Source organism: Shinella pollutisoli, from assembly GCF_024609765.1.
GTDB classification, from domain to species: domain Bacteria; phylum Pseudomonadota; class Alphaproteobacteria; order Rhizobiales; family Rhizobiaceae; genus Shinella; species Shinella pollutisoli.
The window spans coordinates 18,188-39,800 of the sequence record NZ_JANFDG010000032.1 but is presented as its reverse complement, the minus strand read 5'-3'; the positions used below and the strand labels follow the sequence as shown (position 1 = coordinate 39,800).

20 protein-coding genes and 1 tRNA gene are annotated in these 21,613 nt (G+C 67.4%); 8 read left to right on the top strand and 13 right to left on the bottom strand.

The features are described from left to right. Positions 1-23: 23 nt before the first annotated feature. Together NNZ72_RS21550 and NNZ72_RS21545 are read right to left on the bottom strand one after the other, a co-directional pair. On the bottom strand, positions 24-542 hold the full coding sequence (locus tag NNZ72_RS21550; RefSeq protein ID WP_257317709.1) for a TIR domain-containing protein: 519 nt from the start codon (positions 540-542) through the stop codon (positions 24-26). Between the two features lie 9 nt (positions 543-551). Continuing rightward, the gene (locus tag NNZ72_RS21545) at positions 552-1,589 is read right to left on the bottom strand and encodes a YaaC family protein (RefSeq protein ID WP_257317708.1); all 1,038 of its coding nucleotides are present in this window, start codon (positions 1,587-1,589) and stop codon (positions 552-554) included. Positions 1,590-1,878: 289 nt separating this feature from the next. On the opposite strand from NNZ72_RS21545, the gene NNZ72_RS21540 reads away from it, so the two are divergent. Genes NNZ72_RS21540 through NNZ72_RS21525 form a run of 4 tightly spaced genes read left to right on the top strand, consistent with a single transcriptional unit; the run spans position 1,879 to position 4,596 of the window. Next, a complete protein-coding gene (locus NNZ72_RS21540; RefSeq protein ID WP_257317706.1) occupies positions 1,879-2,196 on the top strand; it encodes a hypothetical protein in 318 nt (105 codons plus the stop codon). Further along, positions 2,193-2,546: a toxin-antitoxin system TumE family protein gene (locus tag NNZ72_RS21535; RefSeq protein WP_257317705.1), complete on the top strand. Its 354-nt coding sequence runs from the start codon at positions 2,193-2,195 to the stop codon at positions 2,544-2,546. Before NNZ72_RS21540 ends, NNZ72_RS21535 begins: the two co-directional genes overlap by 4 nt. Further along, a complete protein-coding gene (locus NNZ72_RS21530; RefSeq protein WP_257317703.1) occupies positions 2,543-2,941 on the top strand; it encodes an HVO_A0114 family putative DNA-binding protein in 399 nt (132 codons plus the stop codon). The genes NNZ72_RS21535 and NNZ72_RS21530 overlap by 4 nt, the downstream gene beginning before the upstream one ends. Beyond that, positions 2,938-4,596, top strand: a complete 1,659-nt coding sequence (locus NNZ72_RS21525) for a recombinase family protein (protein ID WP_257317702.1) — start codon at positions 2,938-2,940, stop codon at positions 4,594-4,596. Before NNZ72_RS21530 ends, NNZ72_RS21525 begins: the two co-directional genes overlap by 4 nt. Here the strand turns inward: NNZ72_RS21525 and NNZ72_RS21520 are convergent. From NNZ72_RS21520 to NNZ72_RS21505, 4 genes are all read right to left on the bottom strand, one after another. Beyond that, positions 4,567-4,643, bottom strand: a tRNA-Arg gene (locus tag NNZ72_RS21520). The two genes, NNZ72_RS21525 and NNZ72_RS21520, sit on opposite strands and share 30 nt — an antisense overlap. A 148-nt stretch (positions 4,644-4,791) precedes the next feature. Further along, positions 4,792-6,033 (bottom strand): saccharopine dehydrogenase family protein, encoded by a 1,242-nt coding sequence (locus NNZ72_RS21515; protein WP_257317701.1) that lies wholly within the window; start codon positions 6,031-6,033, stop codon positions 4,792-4,794. Positions 6,034-6,069: 36 nt separating this feature from the next. After that, positions 6,070-7,170, bottom strand: a complete 1,101-nt coding sequence (locus tag NNZ72_RS21510; RefSeq protein WP_257317700.1) for a carboxynorspermidine decarboxylase — start codon at positions 7,168-7,170, stop codon at positions 6,070-6,072. A gap of 129 nt (positions 7,171-7,299) precedes the next feature. Next, positions 7,300-7,527: a hypothetical protein gene (locus NNZ72_RS21505; RefSeq protein ID WP_257317698.1), complete on the bottom strand. Its 228-nt coding sequence runs from the start codon at positions 7,525-7,527 to the stop codon at positions 7,300-7,302. 164 nt (positions 7,528-7,691) lie between these two features. Here NNZ72_RS21505 and NNZ72_RS21500 point away from each other — a divergent pair, with 164 nt between their 5' ends. Further along, positions 7,692-9,863 (top strand): heavy metal translocating P-type ATPase, encoded by a 2,172-nt coding sequence (locus NNZ72_RS21500; protein WP_257317697.1) that lies wholly within the window; start codon positions 7,692-7,694, stop codon positions 9,861-9,863. A gap of 134 nt (positions 9,864-9,997) precedes the next feature. Here the strand turns inward: NNZ72_RS21500 and NNZ72_RS21495 are convergent, their stop codons facing one another. The 3 genes from NNZ72_RS21495 to mce form a co-directional block, all read right to left on the bottom strand. Continuing rightward, positions 9,998-10,414: a MerR family transcriptional regulator gene (locus NNZ72_RS21495; RefSeq protein WP_257317696.1), complete on the bottom strand. Its 417-nt coding sequence runs from the start codon at positions 10,412-10,414 to the stop codon at positions 9,998-10,000. Between the two features lie 46 nt (positions 10,415-10,460). Next, positions 10,461-11,870 (bottom strand): pyridoxal phosphate-dependent decarboxylase family protein, encoded by a 1,410-nt coding sequence (locus tag NNZ72_RS21490; protein WP_257317694.1) that lies wholly within the window; start codon positions 11,868-11,870, stop codon positions 10,461-10,463. A gap of 68 nt (positions 11,871-11,938) precedes the next feature. Further along, positions 11,939-12,343, bottom strand: coding sequence for a methylmalonyl-CoA epimerase (mce, locus tag NNZ72_RS21485; RefSeq protein WP_257317692.1), 405 nt, complete (start codon positions 12,341-12,343; stop codon positions 11,939-11,941). A gap of 199 nt (positions 12,344-12,542) precedes the next feature. Between mce and yghX the strand changes: the two genes are divergently transcribed. Beyond that, on the top strand, positions 12,543-13,430 hold the full coding sequence (gene yghX / locus NNZ72_RS21480) for a YghX family hydrolase (protein WP_257317691.1): 888 nt from the start codon (positions 12,543-12,545) through the stop codon (positions 13,428-13,430). Positions 13,431-13,501: 71 nt separating this feature from the next. After that, positions 13,502-14,236, top strand: a complete 735-nt coding sequence (locus tag NNZ72_RS21475; RefSeq protein WP_257317689.1) for a DUF72 domain-containing protein — start codon at positions 13,502-13,504, stop codon at positions 14,234-14,236. A 98-nt stretch (positions 14,237-14,334) separates the two neighbouring features. Here the strand turns inward: NNZ72_RS21475 and NNZ72_RS21470 are convergent, their stop codons facing one another. From NNZ72_RS21470 to NNZ72_RS21460, 3 genes are read right to left on the bottom strand one after another with little or no spacing between them, the layout of a single operon-like run. Continuing rightward, positions 14,335-15,006, bottom strand: a complete 672-nt coding sequence (locus NNZ72_RS21470) for a hypothetical protein (RefSeq protein WP_257317687.1) — start codon at positions 15,004-15,006, stop codon at positions 14,335-14,337. Between the two features lie 37 nt (positions 15,007-15,043). After that, on the bottom strand, positions 15,044-15,763 hold the full coding sequence (locus tag NNZ72_RS21465) for an endonuclease/exonuclease/phosphatase family protein (protein WP_257317685.1): 720 nt from the start codon (positions 15,761-15,763) through the stop codon (positions 15,044-15,046). After that, on the bottom strand, positions 15,760-17,286 hold the full coding sequence (locus NNZ72_RS21460; RefSeq protein ID WP_257317684.1) for a phospholipase D-like domain-containing protein: 1,527 nt from the start codon (positions 17,284-17,286) through the stop codon (positions 15,760-15,762). Before NNZ72_RS21460 ends, NNZ72_RS21465 begins: the two co-directional genes overlap by 4 nt. A 138-nt stretch (positions 17,287-17,424) precedes the next feature. Here NNZ72_RS21460 and treY point away from each other — a divergent pair, with 138 nt between their 5' ends. Continuing rightward, positions 17,425-19,881, top strand: coding sequence for a malto-oligosyltrehalose synthase (gene treY, locus NNZ72_RS21455; protein ID WP_257317682.1), 2,457 nt, complete (start codon positions 17,425-17,427; stop codon positions 19,879-19,881). A gap of 6 nt (positions 19,882-19,887) precedes the next feature. Here treY and NNZ72_RS21450 read toward each other — a convergent pair whose 3' ends face one another. Continuing rightward, the gene (locus NNZ72_RS21450) at positions 19,888-21,588 is read right to left on the bottom strand and encodes a dihydroxyacetone kinase family protein (protein ID WP_257317681.1); all 1,701 of its coding nucleotides are present in this window, start codon (positions 21,586-21,588) and stop codon (positions 19,888-19,890) included. Positions 21,589-21,613 lie beyond the last annotated feature (25 nt).

Here is a 21,613-nt window from a genome sequence, read left to right as displayed (position 1 = left end):
GCGGTCCAAAGCAATTTCGCCCGCTATGCCTGCCCGTATAAGCTAACGGCCGCTACAGCGCCGGAGATCGCCTCTCCAAATGCCTTGTAAGGCACGATCTTACGGATTGCGGGCAAGCCGAGCGCCATAAGTGAAACAATGCCGTCGCCGATCTGCAGGTCGTGCTCGCTATGGTCAGGGTTCTCGTAATGAGCCCGACCGACGCGATTGATGCCAAGATCACCGATTAGCATGATGACTGGCTTTCCTTCCGTTTCTGCAATTTGCAGCTCGATACCTAGGCCTGTGGAAGGAAAGCTGGCTTCTGCGACCAGCAGGTCGGCTTCCTCGACCATTCGTCTATCCCAATCATAGCAAAGCGCGGCACGATCGGACGCAGGCTTCGATGCCAACTGCGGATCACTGTCGACAAGCGCATACCGCACGCTGGCAACAGCCGGAATCGTTTTCAGAGTACCCGCAAGCTCATGCAAGTACGCAGTATATTCGATGAAGATGCTACGGGGCACGTGCGTAAGGCCGCAAGCTATATAAATCTTCATGCTGCGACCTCACACGGGAGTACGTACATTTGGGATCATGATCTGGTGGCCGGTCATCTCACACGCAATTTCGTCAAGAAACTGTGCAGGTGCCATGGCGACAAATTCGCTCAGTAACCAGTTTTTCTGCCCATCAAGAAAAGAACGCAACTCGGATGGCTTGTAACGGCAAATCTCGCTCAGTCGGTGCATGGCCGCAAGCGTGAGCGTGATTGGCCGTCGATCGATTTCGTAAGTGCCAGTCGACTTCAGATACCAGAGCGTATGAGCGCCGTTAATGTAATGCAGTACACGGCGAAGTTCTTCATTGAGCTGCCTCAGGTCTTCGAGTTCTGCCTCGTTGGGTTTATCCAATGATGCCCATACAATTGTCCTAATCGAGTTTATTGTCGCCGAACCGCCTTGAGCAGCCGTCACTTCTGGTGGCAGCTGCTTTCGAAAAAACTTCCAATCAGCGTCATCGACGACATCCGCCGTAAACCGAACCTCATTGGTATCGCTGTCTCGAACGAAAGCGAGATTCTTGAGCGGCAGGAACCGTTCTTTCTTATTCGGATAGCTAAGGCAGTAAGTACGGTGCACGAAAACAAGGTTGTATAGCACATCCTCAAGGCTGTGGGTCTGGCTGGGCTCGGCTTCGCCAAAATAGCCTGCAAGCGCTGGCACGATTCCATTCGGTCGAATTGCTATTCCCTCATTGCTGAGGACTACTTTGCTGTTTTGCCCCCTCATGCGATGCGGCCCCACGCCATGATGAGGGTTGAAGGTAACCCCCTTTGAAGCGAGCAACGCTTTGGCTGCATTCATAAAGCAATAGTAGAGCACCAAAGGAGCCGACTCCATCGGCAACCCAATTGATGCTCGATGGAAATCTCGCGCCTGTCTCCAGTAAAATAGCGCTTCGTCTTTGTGTTGACGACGCAGCCAGAGATCAACGTAGTCAAATGGCTCAAGAGTTAGCACCGTCTTTACTTGGAACTGCGCGTTGTGAACGACCTTACTCAAACCAAGAAGCTTCGTTCTGATTCTGATCCTCTCGGTAGCCACGATGAATTTCCCCCTCGGCCCGCGCGTGCATGAAGCATCGCCTTTTATCGCGCCCAAGTGAATTCTTTCTTGTATCGAGCAGCTCGACCCGTTCGCGGCTTTATTCAAGCTTCCTGCGCTCGCTTGATATATATCCTCGTGACATCCTCAGGTTGACTTCATCAAGCGATGGGGTGCCGCCAACGCATAGGCGCAAATGCGGCACGCTACAGGCCGCCGACTGCCCTCCATGGTTCGCTTATTCCGGGGTTTTGATGCCCCGGAATCCACCAGAACCAAGGAGGATTCCATGTGCGCAGAGCGCCGCCGCGCCCGCAAGGGGCGACCGCGACAGTCGATCCCCGAACCACTTCCCGACGATCTTTTCGATTACGCCGACGATCCCACGTCGGACGGCCGGGCACGAGCTGCCGACGCGCCCCTTCTCGGCCCGGACGGCCAGAGGATGCGTGTCACGGACGATTGGCCGGAGGACATTCCTGTCACCGAGGCCGAGATTGACGTGTTCGAGCGTTGGTTCGGCGATGTGTTCGACGAACTCTTGAACCCACGAAAGCCGGATGACAGCTTGCAATTCCTATCACAAACTGATAGGAAAAAGGCGTGAGCGGGCATCGTGATCCGGGCCTCGACACACTTCTGGACCTTGATGGACAGATGCTCTTTGTCGATCCCGAGGGCGGCCATTGGGTGAAGTTCGTCGTCACCCGCGTTCCGGCCTCGCCGGAAAAGCCGCACGGCCTCGATTATTCGCTCACGCTTCACGGGCCTTCGGGCGAACGGCTGGTCGGCTTCGATAACGCCCATCCCGTTGGCCGAGGCAGGAGGGGCGAGCCGATGGACCATCGGCACCGCCTCCAGACCGTGAAGCCTTACGCCTACGAGGATGCGGCCACGCTGTTGGCCGACTTCTGGCAGGCGGCAGACGCGGTTTTGAAGGAGCGAGGTGCCCTATGACCACATTGAAAGTCGGGATTGCCGACTATGAAGAAATGAAGGCCCGCACCATGCGGATTGCCAAGGGCGAGGAAAAGCCCGCGCCCGGCGACCCGAAGGTGTGGTTCACCTCGACCGAATCCTTCGCCAAGGTGCTGTCGGCCGGGAACCGCGAGTTGCTTCGCGTCATCGCCGAGAAGGCCCCGGCATCGCTGGAAGAACTGGCGGAAATCACCGGCCGGGCCGGCTCCAATCTGTCACGCACCCTGAAAACCATGGAGAGCTACGGGCTTGTGCGGCTTGAGCCGGGGCATGGGCGCAAGCTCGCGCCCAAGGTGGTCCATGACCGAGTGGAACTGGCGTTGCCCCTAATCGACCGCCCCAAGGCGAAGAAAGCTATGGGAGGCCGACCATGAACATGCACAGCCCAACCGTTACCGCCCGCGCAGCCCTCTACCTGCGCGTCTCGACCGCCCGGCAGGCCGAGCATGACATTTCCATTCCCGACCAGAAGCGGCAGGGTGAAGCCTATTGCGAGCAACGCGGCTATCAGCTCGTTGAGACTTATGTGGAACCGGGCGCAACCGCCACCAACGACAAGCGCCCCGAGTTCCAGCGCATGATCGAGGCCGGCACGTCCAAGCCTGCGCCCTTCGATATAGTTGTGGTGCATAGCTTCTCGCGTTTCTTCCGCGATCACTTCGAGATGGAGTTCTACGTCAGGAAGCTGGCGAAAAACGGCGTCAAGTTAGTGTCTGTCACGCAGGAAATGGGGGATGACCCCATGCACCAGATGATGCGGCAGATCATGGCGCTGTTCGACGAGTATCAGTCCAAGGAAAACGCCAAGCACGTCCTGCGCGCCATGAACGAGAATGCCCGGCAAGGCTTTTGGAACGGCGCACGACCACCCATCGGCTATCGCATCGTCGCGGCCGAGCAGCGCGGATCGAAGATCAAGAAGAAGCTGGAGATTGACCCGCTGCACGCCGACACCGTGCGGCTGATCTATCGGCTCTATCTCGAAGGTGACGGCACGTCCGGCGCAATGGGCGTCAAGGCTATTGCCGCTTATCTCAACGAGCGCGGCTTCTTCACCCGTGACGGTGGGAAATGGGGGCTGGCGCAAATCCACGCCATCCTGACCCGGACCACCTATATCGGCGAACACAGATTCAACACGCGCTCGCATAAAAACCGGGAGAAGAAGCCGGAGAACGAGGTCGCTATCATGGCCGTGCCGTCTCTGATCGAGCGCGAGATTTATGACGCGGTGCAAGCCCGCCTCAAATCCCGCAATCCCATGGTGACGCCGGCGCGCGTCTCCAGCGGCCCGACGCTCCTGACCGGCATTTGCTTCTGCGCCAAATGCGGGGGCGCGATGACGCTCCGCACCGGCCGAGGCAGCACCGGCGCGACATACCGCTACTATACCTGTTCGACCAAGGCCCGGCAGGGCAAGACTGGCTGCAAGGGTCGCACGATCCCGATGGATAAGCTGGACCATATGGTCGCCGATTATATCGGGGATCGTCTGCTCCGGCCCAAGCGGCTGGAAACCGTCCTCGCCAGCGTCATCGACCGGCGGCAGGAGCGAGCCGAGCGCCGCCGCGAGCATCTTGCCGAGCTGAACCGGCGAATCACGGACGCCGACCAGCGGCTCGGCCGTCTCTTTGACGCCATCGAAGCCGGCATGGTGGACAAGGACGACGCCATGGCGAAAGAGCGCATGGCGAGCCTCAAGGCGTTGCGGGATCAAGCCACCGCCGATGCCGAGCGGACGCAGCTCGCGCTCGACAGTTCAGGCAATCAGGGCATCAGCCCTGACATGCTCAAGGGGTTCGCCCTTAAGGCCCGTGAGCGAATACGGCTCGACGATGGCGGCTACCGCCGCGACCACCTGCGCGCGCTCGCGCAGCGTGTCGAAGTCGCCGACGACGAGGTTCGCATCATGGGATCGAAATCGGAACTGCTGCGAACGCTGGTCGCCGCTTCAAGCGTAGAAACGGCGGCGTTCGGCGTTCATAGTTCTGTTCTGAAATGGCGCACCCGACAGGATTCGAACCTGTGACCTTTGGAATCGGAATCCAACACTCTATCCAGCTGAGCTACGGGTGCATCCGTATGACCCGGTGTGCCGGGCCTGCGGGTTCATAGCGCAGCTTGGCGGCGGGTTCAATGGTTGTCGGAGGTTTGCAAAGAGGAATTTCGAAGGGGGACATGCCCCGGTCGGGGCCGGGGCATGTCGGTTTCGGCACCGGGCGGATCAGTCGAAGCTGACCGGGCGGTCGCCGTTCTCGTCCTGGATGCGCGTCGGCAGGCCGATGCGGTTGAGCAGGTTGATGAAGGGCTTCGGCGGCAGTTCCTCGACGTTCGCCATCCGCTTCACGTCCCATTCGCCGGTGGCGATCAGCATCGCCGCGGCGACCGGGGGGACGCCGGCGGTGTAGGAGATGCCCTGCGAGCCCACTTCCTCGTAGGCTTCCTTGTGGTCGGCCACGTTGTAGATGAAGACGGTCTTCTCCTTGCCGTCCTTGAGACCCTTCACGTAGTCGCCGATGCAGGTCTTGCCCTCGTAGTCGGGGGCAAGCGAAGCCGGATCGGGCAGGCAGGCCTTGACGACCTTGAGCGGCACGACCTCCTGGCCTTCGGCGAGCTTCACCGGCTGCTCGGAGAGGAGCCCGATCGACTTCAGCACGGTGAAGACGTTGATGTAGTGGTCGCCGAAGCCCATCCAGAAGCGCACGTCCGCGCCGTCCATGTTCTTGGCGAGCGAGTGCACCTCGTCGTGGCCGCAGAGATAGGCCTTGCGCTTGCCGACCACCGGCAGGTCGTATTCCTTGCCGATCTCGAACATCTTGTTCGTCTGCCACTGGCCGTTCTGCCAGGAATAGACGACGCCGGTGAATTCGCGGAAGTTGATCTCCGGGTCGAAGTTCGTGGCGAAATACCTGCCGTGGCTGCCGGCGTTGATGTCGACGATGTCGACGTCCGTCACCTTGTCGAGATACTCGTCCTTGGCGAGCTTGGCATAGGCGTTGACGACGCCCGGGTCGAAGCCGGCGCCGAGGATGGCGGTGATGCCCTTCTCCTCGCATTCGGCGGCGCGCTTCCACTCGTAGTTCCCGTACCACGGCGGCGTCTCGCAGATCTTGCCCGGCTCCTCGTGGATCGCCGTATCGATATAGGCGACGCCGGTGTCCATGCAGGCGCGCAGCACCGACATGTTGAGGAAGGCCGTGCCGACGTTGATGACGATCTCGGCGCCGGTCTTCTGGATGAGCGCCTTGGTCGCCTCGATGTCGAGCGCGTCGAGGGCATGGCCTTCGAGCACGCCCGGCTGCTTCAGCGCCTTCTTCTCATGAACGGACGCGATGATCTTGTCGCACTTCGCCTTGGTGCGCGAGGCGATGTGGATGTCGCCCAGCACATCGTTGTTCTGGGCGCACTTGTGCGCCACGACCTGCGCGACGCCGCCGGCGCCGATGATGAGAACGTTCTTCTTCATTCCGGGGGAAACTCCTTCTGCCCTTTATTCCGAGCCCTACGAGAGGCTCTGTTCGTAGTCCGCGTAGGAAAACTCGCGGACGGTCCTGATCGTGCCGTCCAGCTCGCGGATGGCGATGGCCGGCATCTTCACGCCGTTGAACCAGTTCTTCTTGACCATGGTGTAGCCGGCCGCGTCCTGGATCGAAATGCGGTCGCCCACCCTCAGTTCCTGCTCGAAATCGAACTCGCCGAAGATGTCGCCGGCGAGGCAGGATTTCCCGCACACCATGTAGCGATGCGGGCCGGCGTTCGGCGCGACCTTGGCGCTCTCGCGGTAGATCAGCAGGTCCAGCATGTGCGCCTCTATGGAACTGTCGACCACGGCGAGGTTCTTGCCGTTGAAGAGCGTGTCGAGCACGGTGACCTCCAGCGTCGTCGATTTCGTGATCGAGGCCTCGCCCGGCTCCAGGTAGACCTGCACGCCGTAGTCGCCGGAAAAGCGCTTCAGCCGCTCGGAAAAGCGCTCGACGGGATAGTCGTCGCCGGTGAAATGGATGCCGCCGCCGAGGCTCACCCATTCGGCCTTCTTGAGGAGGGCCGCGAAGCGCTCCTCGATCGTGCCGAGCATCCGGTCGAACAGCGCGAAGTCGCTGTTCTCGCAATTGTTGTGGATCATGAAGCCGGAGATCCGGTCCATGACACCCTCGACCTTCGCCACGTCCCATTCGCCGAGGCGCGAGAAGGGCCGTGCCGGATCGGCGAGGTCGAAGCTGGAGGAGCTCACCTGCGGATTGAGGCGCAGGCCGCGCACGATGCCGGACGCCCTGTCGGCGAAGCGGTCGAGCTGGCCGATGGAGTTGAAGATGATCTTGTCGGCGTGGAAGACGACCTCGTCGATCTCGTAGTCCGCATAGGCGACGGAATAGGCGTGCGTCTCCTTGCCGAAGCGCTCGTGGCCGAGGCGCACCTCGTTGAGCGAGGAGGAGGTCGTGCCGTCCATGTAGTCGCGCATCAGGTCGAAGACCGACCAGGTGGCGAAGCACTTCAGGGCGAGCAGCGCCTTGGCGCCGGAGGCCTCGCGCACGCGGGCGATCGTCTCCATGTTGCGCAGGAGCTTCGCCTTGTCGATCAGGTAATAGGGTGTCGTAAGCTGCATTCTGGCGTGCCCGTTCGATTGCGGAATGTTTGCCGCGACTGTGCATCGGCGGCGTGACGTGATCGTGAAGGACGGGCGCAGCGGCGCCTGCGGCTCACGAAAGGGGATCGGCTGAAGGAAAGACCGGCGTCAGGACGGGATCGTGCCCGGAACCCGGCGCGGGATCAGCGCTTTCGCGCTGTTGCCTCTCAAGCGGCGCGCCGCATGGGCGCGCACGGAAAATCCGGGCCGCGTCCGCTCGGGGACGAGGCGTGCGATGCGGGTACCTGCGTGGAAGGCAGGCCTCGCAAGAAAATCTTCCGTTCGGGGGGCATCGACCGAGCCCATCCCCGATTGGAAGAAAGCGTCGTCGGACATGGCGCTCTCCCCAACCAGCAGATGAAACCTGCAACAAAGTGCGGGGCCTTTAGCACGAGATCGCCACCGGTTTCAACAGAAGAGAATTTTCCTCGCCGGAGGGCCTTGCACCTCTAGTTCCTAGAGGTCGTAGAAGGAAAGGAAGCGAAACAGGGAAGCGGATGATGACCGAGGCAAGACAGACGCGTTTCCGGGTGGGCGGCATGGACTGCGCCTCCTGCGCCGGCAAGATCGACACGGCCGTGCGGCGCCTGCCGGGCGTGCGCGACGTCGCCGTGTCGGTGACGGCGGGGACGATGGTGGTCGACCACGACGCGGCGAGCGACCTCGACGCCATCCGCCGGCAGGTGACGGGCCTCGGCTATGCGGTGGATCCGGCGGGAAGCGGCGCGGAGGCCGAGGGCCATCGCCACGACGCCGGCCGCGGGCATGAAGCGCACGAAGGCCTGCATGGCCATGACCACGGACCGTCGGACGGTCCCTGGTGGGCCGGGCGCAAGGGCCGGCTGACGATCGTCGCCGGCATGGCGCTTATGGCGGCCTACGGCATCGGCCTGCTGTTTCCGGCGATCGGACCTCATGCCTTCACGGTCGCCATGCTGGTGGGGCTCGTGCCGATCGCGCGCCGGGCCTTCATGGCCGCCCGCGCCGGCACGCCCTTCTCCATCGAGACGCTGATGACGATCGCGGCGACCGGCGCGGTGATCATCAACGCGGCGGAAGAGGCGGCGGCCGTCGTCTTCCTGTTCCTCGTCGGCGAGCTGCTGGAAGGGGTGGCGGCGGGCAAGGCGCGCGCCGGCATCACGGCGCTCGCCGCTCTGGTGCCGAAGACCGCGCTCCTGGAAGAGAACGGCACGACGCGCGAGGTGGCGGCGCAGACGCTTGCCGTCGGCGCGACGATCCTCGTGCGCCCCGGCGAGCGCATCCCGGCGGACGGCACGGTGCTCGACGGCGAGAGCACCGTGGACGAGGCGCCCGTGACCGGCGAAAGCGTGCCGGTGCTGAAGGGCGCCGGCGACACGGTCTTCGCCGGCACGGTGAACGGCGACGCGGCGCTGCGCATCCGTGTCACGGCAGCGGCCGAGGACAACACCATCGCCCGCGTCGTCCGGCTGGTGGAGGAGGCGCAGGAATCCAAGGCGCCGACGGAGCGCTTCATCGACCGATTCTCGCGCTGGTACACGCCGGGCGTGGTCGTCGTCGCGGCGCTGGTGGCGGTCCTGCCGCCGCTCCTCCTCGGCGGCGCCTGGAGCGAATGGATCTACAAGGGGCTGGCGGTGCTCCTGATCGGCTGCCCCTGCGCGCTGGTGATCTCGACGCCGGCGGCGATCGCCGCGGCGCTGTCGGCCGGCGCGCGGCGCGGCCTGCTGATGAAGGGCGGCGCGGTGCTGGAAGGGCTCGGCCGGCTGACCGCCGTCGCCTTCGACAAGACCGGCACGCTGACGGAAGGCCGGCCGCAGGTGACGGACGTGCTCCCCCTCGGCCGCCCGGCGGACGAGGTGCTGCGGCTTGCCGCGGCGCTGGAGACCGGCTCCAGCCATCCGCTGGCCCTCGCCATCCTCGAATGGGCGGCGAAGGACGGCATCGTGCCTCCCCCGGTCTCCGGCGCCCGCGCGCTCGGCGGCAAGGGCGTCGCCGGCACGGTCGAAGGCGTCGAGGTCTTCCTCGGTTCGCCGAAGGCCGCGGCGGAGCAGGCACCCCTTTCCGAGGAGACCCGCGCCGCGGTGAGGGCCCTCAACGATCAGGGCAAGACCGTCTCGCTCGTCGTGGCGGACGGAATGCTCGCCGGCGCGATCGCCATGCGCGACGAGCCGCGGGCCGATGCGACGGCGGGCCTGAAGACGCTCGCCGATGCCGGCATCCGCACGCTCATGCTGACGGGCGACAACGCGCGCACCGCGGCCGCCATCGGTACACGGCTCGGCATCGACGTGCGCGCCGAGCTGCTGCCCGAGGACAAGCAGCGCATCGTCGGCGAATTGAAGGCCGAAGGCTTTTCCGTCGGCAAGGTCGGCGACGGCATCAACGACGCGCCGGCGCTCGCCGCCGCCGACATCGGCATCGCCATGGGCGGCGGCACGGACGTGGCGCTGGAGACAGCCGACGCGGCGATCCTGCACGGCCGCGTCGGCGACGTCGCGCGGATGATCGACCTCTCGAAGCGGACGATGCGCAACATCGTCCAGAACATCGCCGTGGCGCTCGGCCTCAAGGCCGTCTTCCTCGTCACAACCATCGCCGGCATCACCGGGCTCTGGCCGGCGATCCTGGCGGATACGGGGGCGACGGTGCTGGTGACGCTGAACGCGCTCAGGCTGCTGCGGCCGATGCGGTAGGACTGCCCCTCACCTGCCTGCCGGCATCCTCTCCCCGCAAGCGGGGCGAGGAACCGATGCCGTGCCGCCTTCCCCCTTCTCCCCGCTTGCGGGGAGAAGGTCCCGGCAGGGGGATGAGGGGCAGCGCCCCGCCCTCAATCATGCTCGCCCTCGCAAAGATCGTGGTTGGCGAGCGCGCGGATGACGTAGCAGTCGCGGATCTGGTTGGAATGGCAGTGGGTGGTGATACGTTCGAGCTCGGCCTCGAGCTTCTTCAGCCGGGCGATCTTGCGGCGCACGGCGGCAAGCTGGTCGGCGGCGATGCGGTCGGCGTCGGCGCAGGGGCGCTCCGGGTGGCGGCTCAGCTCGATCAGGTCGCGGATCGCCTCGATGGTGAGGCCGAGGTCGCGGGCGTGGCGGATGAAGGCGAGCCGGTCGCGTTCCTCCGCCGTATAGCGCCGCTGGTTGCCCTCCGACCGCTCGGCCGGCGAAAGCAGGCCCATCTGCTCGTAGTAGCGGATGGTCGGCACCTTGACGCCCGTGGTTCTGGAGAGGTCTCCGATGGTCAGCATCGCTCTATTCCTTTCCGTCCACAGATGTGCGGGGCATCCGGCCGAATCAAGGGGAAAGGCGGCGTGCCACCCCGGTGATCGCCGCCAAGGCCGCGTCCGCATCCGCCTGCGTCATCTCGAACTGGCCGGCCTGGAAGCGGATGGCGATGCGCCCGTCGACGCGCGTCTGGGTGAGGTAGATGCGGCCGTCGTCGTTGATGGCGTTGGTAAGCGCTATGTTGTGTGCATCGGCATCCGCCCCGCCCGTGTGGCGGAAGGAGAAGAGCGACAGCACCGGCGCGCTGACGATCTCGAAATCGGGTTCCGCCGCCAGCCGTTCCGCCAGCGCCCGCGCCCAGGCGACGTGGTTGCGGATCATCGCCCGCAGGCCTTCGAGGCCGTGATGGCGCATCAGGAACCACAGCTTCAGCGCGCGGAAGCGCCGGCCGAGCGGCACCGACCATTCGGAATAGTTGACGATGCCGTCATGGCCGTGGGTCTTCAGGTATTCGGGATGGATCGCCAGCGTGCGCACCTGCGCCTCCGGATCGCGCAGGAACTGCACCGAGCAGTCGAAATTGGCGCCGAGCCATTTGTGCGGGTTGAAGACGATGGAATCGGCCGCCTCGACGCCTTCCCAGAGCGTGCGGAACTCCGGGCAGATCATCGCCGAGCCGGCCCAGGCGGCGTCGACATGCAGGTAGAGGCCGTAGCGTTTCGCCACGGCGGCGACCGCGCCGATCGGATCGCAGGCGCCGATGGATGTGCCGCCCGTGCAGGCGACGATGCCGGCCGGGATGTGCCCTGCCGCAAGGTCCGCCGCAATCGCCGCGGCGAGCGCCTCCGGGTCCATGCCGTTGAGCGGCCCCGCGGTCGGGATGCGCACGAGATTCGCCTCGCCGATGCCGGAGATCCAGATCGCCCGGTCGATGGAGGTGTGGACCTGGCCCGAGGCATAGACCCGCACCGCCCTGTGCGCGGCGAGCCCCTCGCTGTTGCCCTTCCAGCCGAGCGCCCTCTCGCGCATCGTCAGCACGGCGGCGAGCGTGGCGGTGGAGGCGGAATCCTGGATGACGCCGGCAAAGCCCGCCGGCAGGCCGAGCGCCTGGCGCAGCCAGTCGGTGACCTTCGTCTCCATCTCCGTCGCCGCCGGCGAGGTCTGCCAGAGCATGCATTGGGCGGCGATCGCCGTGACGAGATAGTCGGCGACGACGGAGACGGGCGCGGCATTGGCCGGGAAATAGGCGAAGAAGCGCGGATGCTGCCAGTGCGTCAGCCCGTCCGGCACGATCCGCTCGAAATCGGCGAAGATCGCCTCCATCGGCTCGCCGGTTTCGGGTGCGTGGTCGGCGATCTGCCGGGCGATGTCGCCGGGCTTCGTGCGCGCCCGGACCGGACGCTCGCGCAGGCCGGCGCGATAGTCCGCGCCCCAGTCCGCCGCGCGCTGCGACCACCGGCGGAATTCCTCGTTGTCCATAAGGCTCGCTCCCTTTCCCTCGCGGAGCCTCTTCTGGGCCGTCCGCGCGCGGATTGCAATGCGCGCGATCAACCGGCCTCCTCGAACTCCACGAGGGCGCCGTTGAAATCCTTGGGATGGGCGAAGAGGACGGGTTTTCCGTGCGCGCCGATCCTCGGCGTGCCGTCGCCGAGGATGCGGGCGCCGGCGGCGCGCACCGTATCGGCGGCGGCGGCGATGTCGGCGACCTCGAAGCAGAGATGGTGGATGCCGCCCGCCGGGTTCTTCTCCAGGAAGCCGGCGATGGGGGAGTTCTCGCCGAGCGGATGGAGGAGCTCGATCTTGGTGTTGGGCAGTTCGACGAAGACCACGGTCACGCCGTGCTCCGGCAGGTCCTGCGGCGCCGAGACCTTCGCGCCGAGGCCGGCGTAGCGGTCGGCGGCCGCCGCGAGGTCTGGAACGGCGATGGCGACGTGGTTGAGCGCTCCGAGCACGGTCTTCTCCTGATCAATCCTGTTTCCGGCATGCCGGCAGCGGCAGTGTAAAGCGCGCCGCATCGAAAACAATTCCCCGCATACCCCACTTTGGTCGGCATCGCCGGGCCGCACGGCTATCGAAAAAGTGAACACCGCGACGGTCCGTCCTGGCTTATCATCCGCGCCTCGCCGGAAAACGACACGACAGGAGGATCGCATGACGCGCCTGACCGCCAAGGACTTCCCGCAGGAACTGCTCGAGCTTTACGACTTCTATGCGCACGGCCGGATCACCAAGCGCGAGTTCCTCGACCGCGCGGCGCGCTACGCCGTAGGCGGCGTGACGGCGGCGGCGATCCTCGCCTCGCTCAGCCCCGACTATGCGCTCGCCCAGCAGGTCGCCTTCACCGACCCGGACATCGTCGCGGAATACATCACCTATACCTCGGAGAAGGGCAACGGCGAGGTGCGCGCCTATCTCGTGCGCCCCGCCAAGGTGGAGGGCAAGGCGCCGGGCGTGGTCGTCGTGCACGAGAACCGGGGCCTCAATCCCTATATCGAGGACGTGGCGCGGCGCGTGGCCAAGGCCGGCTTCGTGGCGCTCGCGCCCGACGGGCTCACCTCCGTCGGCGGCTATCCCGGCAATGACGAGAAGGGCCGCGAGCTGCAGCAGACGGTCGACCCGGAAAAGCTGATGAACGACTTCTTCGCCGCCGTCGAATACCTGATGGCAAGCGAGCTCACCACCGGCAAGGTCGGCATCACCGGCTTCTGTTACGGCGGCGGGGTGGCGAACGCGGCCGCCGTCGCCTATCCGGAGCTCGCCGCCGCCGTCCCGTTCTACGGCCGCCAGGCACGGCCGGAGGACGTGCCGCGCATCAAGGCGCCGCTGCTCCTGCACTACGCCGAGCACGACGACAACGTCAACGCCGGCTGGCCGGCCTACGAGGCGGCGCTGAAGGCCGCCGGCACCACCTACGAGGCCTATATCTATCCCGGCGTCAACCACGGCTTCCACAACGATTCGACGCCGCGCTACGACGAGGCGGCCGCCAAGCTCGCCTGGGACCGCACCATCGCCTGGTTCCAGCGCTATCTCGCCTAGACGCCGCGGGGAACCATTTGAGGGCCTTCCGGCGTTGAGGCGCGACAAGCCGCAAACGCCGGGAGAGGACCGTGCCCGTCATCGCCACCGCCGCCTGGTCGATACCCAAGACCGTGGCCGCCCGCTTTCCGCAGGAAGGCTCCGGCCTTGCCCGCTATGCCGCGGTCTTTCCCGGCGTCGAGGTCAACTCGACCTTCTACCGCCGCCATCGGCCGGACACGTTTGCGCGCTGGGCCGGTTCGGTCCCGGACGATTTCCGCTTCGCGCTGAAGATGCCGCGCGAGATCACCCACGCGAAACGGCTTGCCGGCATCTCGGGATTGTTCGCCGAATTCCTCGGCGATATCGCCCCGCTCGGCGAGAAGCGCGGGCCGCTGCTCTGCCAGCTCCCGCCGTCGCTCGCCTTCGACGCGCGGGTGGCGGGGGAAGCCTTCGCCGCGATGCGCGACACCCATGCCGGACCGATCGTCATCGAGCCGCGCCATGCGAGCTGGACGGGCGAGACGGCGCGAGAGTTGCTGCGACGGTTCCGGATCGACCGCGTCCTGGCCGATCCGCCCCTCATCTGGCGCGGCGACGACTTTCCGACGGCGAGCTATGTCCGCCTTCACGGCAAGCCGAAGGTCTACTACTCCTCCTATGACGGGAAGGAGATCGACGCATTCCTGGAGAAGCTCGCTCCGGACGGCTGGTGCGTCTTCGACAACACGGCCTCGGGCGCCGCCATCGAGAATGCGTTGACCGCGCTTGACCGGCTGCGCCCGGAACCAGGATCGGGAGCCGGCATGGCGGATCGTCGATCCTAGAGCATTTCCGCTTTTCTCCGAATCGCGAAAACGCTCTATCCTTTTGTTTTCACGCAATTCCGGACGCAAAACCGCTGCACACTTTTGCTGGAATTGCTCTAGCGCACCGAGCCCTGCGCCGGCTGGTCCGTCTCGGCCTCGCCGAGGCCCGTTCCGCCGCCGCCCATGCCGCCTCCCGTTCCCATGCCGCCGCCACCGCCGCTCCGGCCTCCGCCCTCGGCACGGTTGCGGCCGCCGCCGCCGGAGCCGGAAGGCCGGGCAGGTCCCTGCCGCGGAATGTCGAGATCGCCCGGCACGGGATCGAGGTCGAGCGCATCGCGGATGAAGTCGCGCAGCGACACCACGAGATCGCCCGTCTCGACCGGGCGGCCGGCGACCAGCTCGCGCGCCGCCTTCTCGGCGAGCCGCACCTGCTCCTCGGTGCCGAGCAGGACGATATCCGACAAGGCGGCCTCGACGGCATCGCGGATGCGCCGGGCGCGGTCCGAGCCGGACAGCGCCTCCTCGGCCGGATCGGCCTGCCGCCGGCGCAGGTCGCCGAGATGGGTCGGGTCCACCAGCAGGCTTCCCGTGAAGGAGCCGCCCAGCACCTTGTAGGCGGCGATCAGCGTCTTCAGGCGCTCGTTGATCTGCCGGTTCGCCCGCTCGCGGCGCTGCTGGATGGTGAACATCATGATGAGCCGGATGCCCATGCTGATCAGCGTGAAGACGGCGAGCCCGATCAGGGTCAGGATCAGGTTCTGCCAGGAGCTGAAATCGAGACCGCGCACCGCATCCTCCGAGCTGGCCACCATCGGCCGACCATAGTTAGACGATTTCGAGATCGGCGCACAGCGGCAGGTGATCGGAGGCGCGGCGGGCGGCGGGCGTGTCGTGCACCCAGGCGCGCGCCACGCGGATGCCGTCGCCGACGAGGACATGGTCGATGCGCAGGAGCGGCAGGCGCGAGGGAAAGGTCGCCTTCGGCACGCCGCCCGCCGCCATCTGCGCGTCCCGCAGGCGGCGGGTGAGGAGCCGGTAGCAGGCAGAGCGGCCGACCGCGTTGAGATCGCCCACCAGCACGATGCGCGCATCGTCCGGCATGTCCGCACCGAGCCAGCCGGGTCCCAGCAGCGCCTCCGCCTGCCGGGCGCGGTCCGCCCCCGACAGGCCGAGGTGGGTGACGAAGACCTGCAGGCGCGCCGCCGGCAACGTGACCTCGACCCACAGCGCCCCGCGCGGCTCGCCGCGCGAGGGCAGCACGCCGGCCTTGACGAGGCGCGTGGGCAGCGCCGTCAGCAACGCGTCGCCGTAGCGCTCCTCCTCCAGATGCAATGCCGGGTGGAAGTGCGAGATCATCTCCAGATGCGTGGCGATCGCCTGCGCCTGGTCGATGCCGCCGCTGCGGGCGCGCGCCACGTCCACCTCCTGCAGCGCGACGATATCCGCCTCGCATTCGGCGATCACGCCTGCGATGCGGGCCGGGTCTAGCCGGCGGTCGGTGCCGAAGCAGCTGTGCACGTTGTAGGTCGCAATGCGGAGGTTCATCGCCGTCCGCGGTCACCAGCCTGCCGGCTCGCAGGCGTCGGGATAGCGGCGAAGGGCGCGCGCAGCAGTGCCGCCGCCGCCTCCGCCCAGGCCGGCAGCGGCCACCAGGGCGCGACGGGATCGACGATCCCGGTTCCGGGCACCGCCTCCACCGCCCCCTTGCCGGCAGCCTCGGGAAAGGGCCTGAGCCCCCTCGCCCCGCCGTTCAGCGCATCCACGGCGGCGACCAGCGATCCTTCCGCGTTCACCGCGGCGGTGAAGGAGTCCGGCACGGTGCCGAGATGCTCGGCGAGCAGGCGGTCCCGCAGCCGGCGGATCGCCTGCCTCTCCTGCGGGCGGCGCGCCTCGATGGCGGCGTCGAGCTCGGTGTCGAGCCCTTCGCTGCGGTGGTTGAGGTTGGCCGAGCCGATCCGCACGAAGGCGTCGTCGACGACGATCAGCTTGGAATGGACGTTGATCTCCCGTTCGCCGCCGTCCGCGGTCGGCACGACGGGATAGAAGGCACGCAGGCGGCCGTGCCGGTCCGCCCGCGCGAGGCGCCGCAGGAAGCGGTCGCGGTTGGCGCCGAGCACCAGCCGCTCGATCGTGCCGTGTGCGCTGAGCGTCGTCACGACCACCACCTCCGGCCCGTTCGGCTCGGCGAGCCGCTCGCAGAGCAGGCGGCAGACCCGCTGCGAGGCGAAATACTGGGTCTCGATATAGATGTGCCGGCGCGCCGCATTAAGGGCGGAAAGCGTCAGCTCGATCGCCTCCGACGCGCCTTCCCGCCCGCGGAAGGCCGGCTCCGTGCGGGCGAAGGCGACGTGGCTTTGCGCAAGATCGGCCTCGTTGAGGCCGACGGTGCCCGGCGTATCGCAGGCCGGGACGTCCACGCCGGTGGCAAGAGCCCAGCGGTGCCGGCCGACGGCGCCCACGAGCCGTGCCGCCTCGCCTTCCAGCGCGAGCTGGACGTCGTGCACCGGCCCGTAGGACCGGCCGGACGGCTTCGTCCGCCGCGGGTCGTCTGCCGCATGGTCGCTCGTGTCCCAGCGCTTGGCGGTGAGATCGATGCCGCCGACGAAGGCGACGCGGTCGTCCACCACCACGAACTTCTGATGATGCGACGCGCGCAGCGGATGTCCGCTGTCGAAGGCGAGCAGGATGCGGGGATGGGAGGACCAGTAGCGCTTGCGGAACATCGCCAGCGACTTGCCGGAATAGACCGGCCCCATCGCCCAGATGAGGACGCGGATCGTCAGCTCCGGGCGCGACTGCACCAGGCGGAGCAGCGTCTCCCCGAGCGTCGGCGAGGCCGGATCCTCCGGGCGGAGCCGGATATCCGGGTTGAAGTCCCATCCGACGATCCAGATCTCGCGGCGCGCCTCGGCGAACGCTGCCTCCAGCGCGCGGAAATAGGCCTGCCCGTCGACGAGGAAGCCCACGCGGTCGGCATTCGCCACCCGCCAGGCATTGCGGCCCGGGCGGACGATGGAGAGATAGGCCCCGCCATCGGGGGCATGGGGCCAGGAGCCTTCGTTCTTCACTGCGTGCCTGCCTTGATGGTCTGTGGACGGGACGTTCTGCGAGGAAATCCGCGGGCGCCCGATTGGTTCCCGTGCGCGGAACCAAAGACGGGAAAGCGGCGTTGGTCCGCCGACAGCAACCGGATGCCCGCCTTTCCCATGAAATTTCCCAGCGCGACCTACCGCCTGCAATTCCGCAACGGCATGGATTTCGACAGGGCGTGCCGGCTCGTGCCCTATCTCGCCGATCTCGGCATCAGCCATCTCTATGCCTCCCCCGTGGCGACGGCCGTCACCGGCTCCACCCACGGCTACGACGTCACGCGGCCGAACGAGATCGATCCGGCGATCGGCGGCCTCGACGGCCTGCGGCGGTTCGCCGAGGCACTCCATGTCCGTGGACTCGGCCTCATCCTCGACATCGTGCCCAACCACATGGCCGCGAGCCTCGAAAATCCCTGGTGGCGCAGCGTCGTCGCGCTGGGGGAGGAAAGCCCCTACGCCCGCTATTTCGACATCGACTGGTCCGAGCGCCTGACGCTTCCCTTCCTCGGCCACGATTTCGACCACGAGCTTACGGAAGGCACCATCGCCCTCGCGCTCGATCCCCGCCACGGCGACCTCGCGCTCAATTATTACGAGCACTTCTTCCCGCTTCATCCGCGCACGCATGCGCTCGCGGGCGACGCGACGGATGCCGAGGCCCTCGCGGCGATCTCCAGGGACCGCGCACGGCTTGCCGCGATCCACGATGCCCAGCCGTGGCGGCTGACGGAGTGGACGACGGCGGCCCGGCATCTGAGCTATCGCCGCTTCTTCGAGATCACCGGCCTCGTCGGCCTGCGCGCCGAGGACGAGACCGTCTTTTCCGATGCGCACCGCCTCGTCCTCGATCTTGTCGAGGACGGAACGGTCGACGGGCTCAGGATCGACCATGTCGACGGCCTCGCCGACCCGCGCGCCTATCTCGACCGTCTGCGCGCGGCCGTCGGCCCCGAGGTCTACATCGTCGTGGAGAAGATCCTCGAAAAGGACGAGGCGTTGCCGGCGGGCTGGCCGGTGGAGGGCACGACGGGCTACGAGTTCATCGCCGCGCTCAGCGAGGCCCTGGTGGACGAGCGCGAGGGCGGCCGGCTCATGCGGGCCTTTTCACCGCTCCGCCCGGCCGGCCAGGGCGACAGCTACGAGGCGGCGCGGCGCGCCGCCAAGCGGAAGATGCTGACGGAGAATTTCGCCGGCGAGACGGCCTATGTCACCGGCCTCGCCATGAAGCTCGCGGGCGGCGGCATCGCGCGGGAGACCCTCGCCGAGGCGATCCGCGCCTTCATCGTCGCCCTGCCGATCTACCGCACCTATGCGACGGCGGAGGGCGCCGATGCGCAGGACCGCGAGCGGGTACGCGCCGTCTGCGCGGAGGCGAAGCGCGATACGGACGACGCAGCGGTCCACGGGGCGCTGGACATCCTTTCCCGCCTGCTTCTCGACACGCCGGGCGCCGGGACCTTCCGGGCGCGCTTCCAGCAGCTGAGCGGCCCGATCATGGCGAAGGCGCTGGAGGACACGCTGTTCTACCGGGAAAACGCCTTCATCGCCTTGAACGAGGTCGGCGGCGATCCCGGCCGGCCGACGGAGGGCGTGGCCGCCTTCCATGCGGCGATGCGGGCGCGCGCGGAGCGGATGCCGCGCGGCCTCTCCGCCACCTCCACCCACGACACCAAGCGCGGCGAGGACGCGCGGGCGCGGCTCTACGCCCTGAGCGAGGCGCCCGAGACCTGGATCTCGGCGGTGCGCCGCTGGCAGGCCGGCAACGCGCCGCGCCGCCGCGACCACGGGAACGGCCCCGTGCCGGAGCCGGCGGTCGAATGGCTCGTCTACCAGGCGCTCGCCGGAATCTGGCCGGTCGAGGGGCTTGCCGGCCGCTCGACCGGCGACCTCCTCGGCACGCGGATGCGCGGCTACATGGAGAAGGCGCTGCGCGAGGCGAAGCTTGCCACCGACTGGACGCGGCCGGACGTCGACTACGAGCGCAAGGTCGTGGGCTTCGCCGACGACCTTCTCGCTGACGCGGATTTTTGCGCGGACTTCGAGGAGACGCTCTCCCCCTTCATCGAGGCGGGCATGACGAACGCGCTGGCGCAGCTCGTCCTCAAGCTCACCGCACCCGGCATTCCCGACCTCTACCAGGGCAGCGAGCGCTGCGATTTCTCGCTCGTCGATCCCGACAACCGCGCCGCCATCGATCCCGACGCGCTCGTCGTCCCGCGCGAAAAACCGCCGTTCGGCCGCACGAGCTTCCGCGACCACAAGCAATGGCTGGCGGCCACGCTGCTGCATGCCCGGCGCGGCGCGCCGCCCGGCCTGTTCGACGGGCCCTACCTGCCGCTCGACACCGACCGGCATGCGCTCGCCTTCCTGCGCGGCACGCCGGCCGCCTTCGCGATCGCCGTCGTCCCCCGCCTCACCTACGCGCGCACCCTGCCGGCCGGGATAAAGCTCCCCCTGCCCGCCGCCTTCGCGGACCGTGCGGTGACGAACCTCCTCGACGGGCAGGCAGGCCGGACCGCGGCGACCTTCACCGCGGAGCCGCTTGCCGTCTATCTTTCGGCAGAGGCCTGAGCCTCGTCAAAGCCTGCCGGCGATCGTTTGCGCAATCAATGCCAGTGAGACGGCGCCGGCGTCGGGATGGCCGATGCTGCGCTCCGCCAGCGGGCGGGCGCGGCCGAGCTTCGGCGTCAGCGGCGCGGTCGCCCGGGCGGCCGCCTCGCAGACGTCGCTCGCCTGCCGCCAGGCCTCCTGCAGGGACCGGCCGCCGCCGGCCGCCGCCTCCAGCGCCTCCACGAAGGGAACGAAGGCGTCGACCAGCGTCTTGTCGCCGGGCCTGGCGCCGCCGAGCCGCATGACGTCGTCGAGCGCGGCGCGGGCGCCGCGGACGACGTCGGCGTCGCCGAAGGCCGTCTCGTCGGAGAAGGCGGAGCTCCAGGAGCGCAGGAGCAGGCCCCAGATCGCGCCCGACGTGCCGCCGGCGCGATCCGCCCAGGCGTCGCCGGCCGCGGCCAGCGCGCTTCTCGCGCCGGCACCCCTGGCGACGGCATCGTCGATCGCCTCGCGCGCGGCCATGGCGCCGCGGCGCATGCCCTGGCCGTGGTCGCCGTCGCCGGCGAGCGCATCGATGCGGCCGAGTTCGGCTTCCGCCTCGCCAAGCGCCGCGACGACCGCGCCGAGGATGCCGGCAAGGCAGCGGGCGCCTTCGCGCGAGGCGTCGGACGCGGGACCATAGGCGGGCGCCTCGTCCTCGGCGCCGTCCCGCACCGGGGCGGGCTCGGTGCGGAAGGCCTCGCCGCGGCGGAAGACCGGCGTGTCGCAGGGCGCGAGCCAGAGGCCTTCCAGCTCCTCGTCGAGCCAGAGCACGGTGAGCGAGCAGCCCTGCATGTCGAGGCTCGTCACGTATTCGCCGACCTCCGGTGCCACGAGATCGACGCCGGCCGCCTCCAGCCGGTCCGCGATGGCACCCCACAGCACGAAGAGCTCCTCGTATTTGGTCGCGCCGAGGCCGTTGAGCAGCACGGCGGCGCGGCGGGCGCCGGCCGGCCGCTCCGCCAGCACCGTCTCCGAGAGCAGTCGCGCCAGTTCACCGGCCGGCACGATGTCCATTTCGCGGATGCCGGGCTCGCCGTGGATGCCGAGGCCGAGCGCCATCGTGCCCTTGGGAACGGTGAAGAGCGGTTCGGTGGAGCCGGGCAGCGTGCAGCCGCCGAAAGCGACGCCGAAGGAGAAGGTGCGGGCATTGGCGCGCCGCGTCACGCGCTCGACCGCGTCGAGGGAAAGCCCGGCTTCCGCGGCGGCACCCGCCACCTTGAAGACGACGAAATCGCCGGCGATGCCGCGCCGCTTCAAATGTTGGTCGGCCGGCGCGCTCGCCACGTCGTCGGTGACGGTGAGGATACGCACGTCGATGCCCTCGGCACGCAGCCGCTCGGCGGCGACGCCGAAGTTCAGCACGTCGCCGGCATAGTTGCCGAAGCCGAGCAGGATGCCGCCGCCGTGGTGGGCGTTGCGGCAGACGCGGGCGACCGCCGCCGTGGAGGGCGAGGCGAAGATCTCGCCGGCGACCGCCGCATCCGCCATGCCCGGCCCGACATAGCCGGCGAAGGCGGGATAGTGGCCGGAGCCGCCGCCGACGACGACCGAGACCTTGCCGGCCGGCACCGCGGTGGAGCGAACGACCCCGCCCTTCACCAGCCGGACATGGCGGCCGTAGACGCGCGCGAATCCGGCGAGCGCCGCCGACGCGAAGGTCTCCGGGTCATCGACGATCTTGGTCATTCCATTCCTCCTCGCATGAGATTTC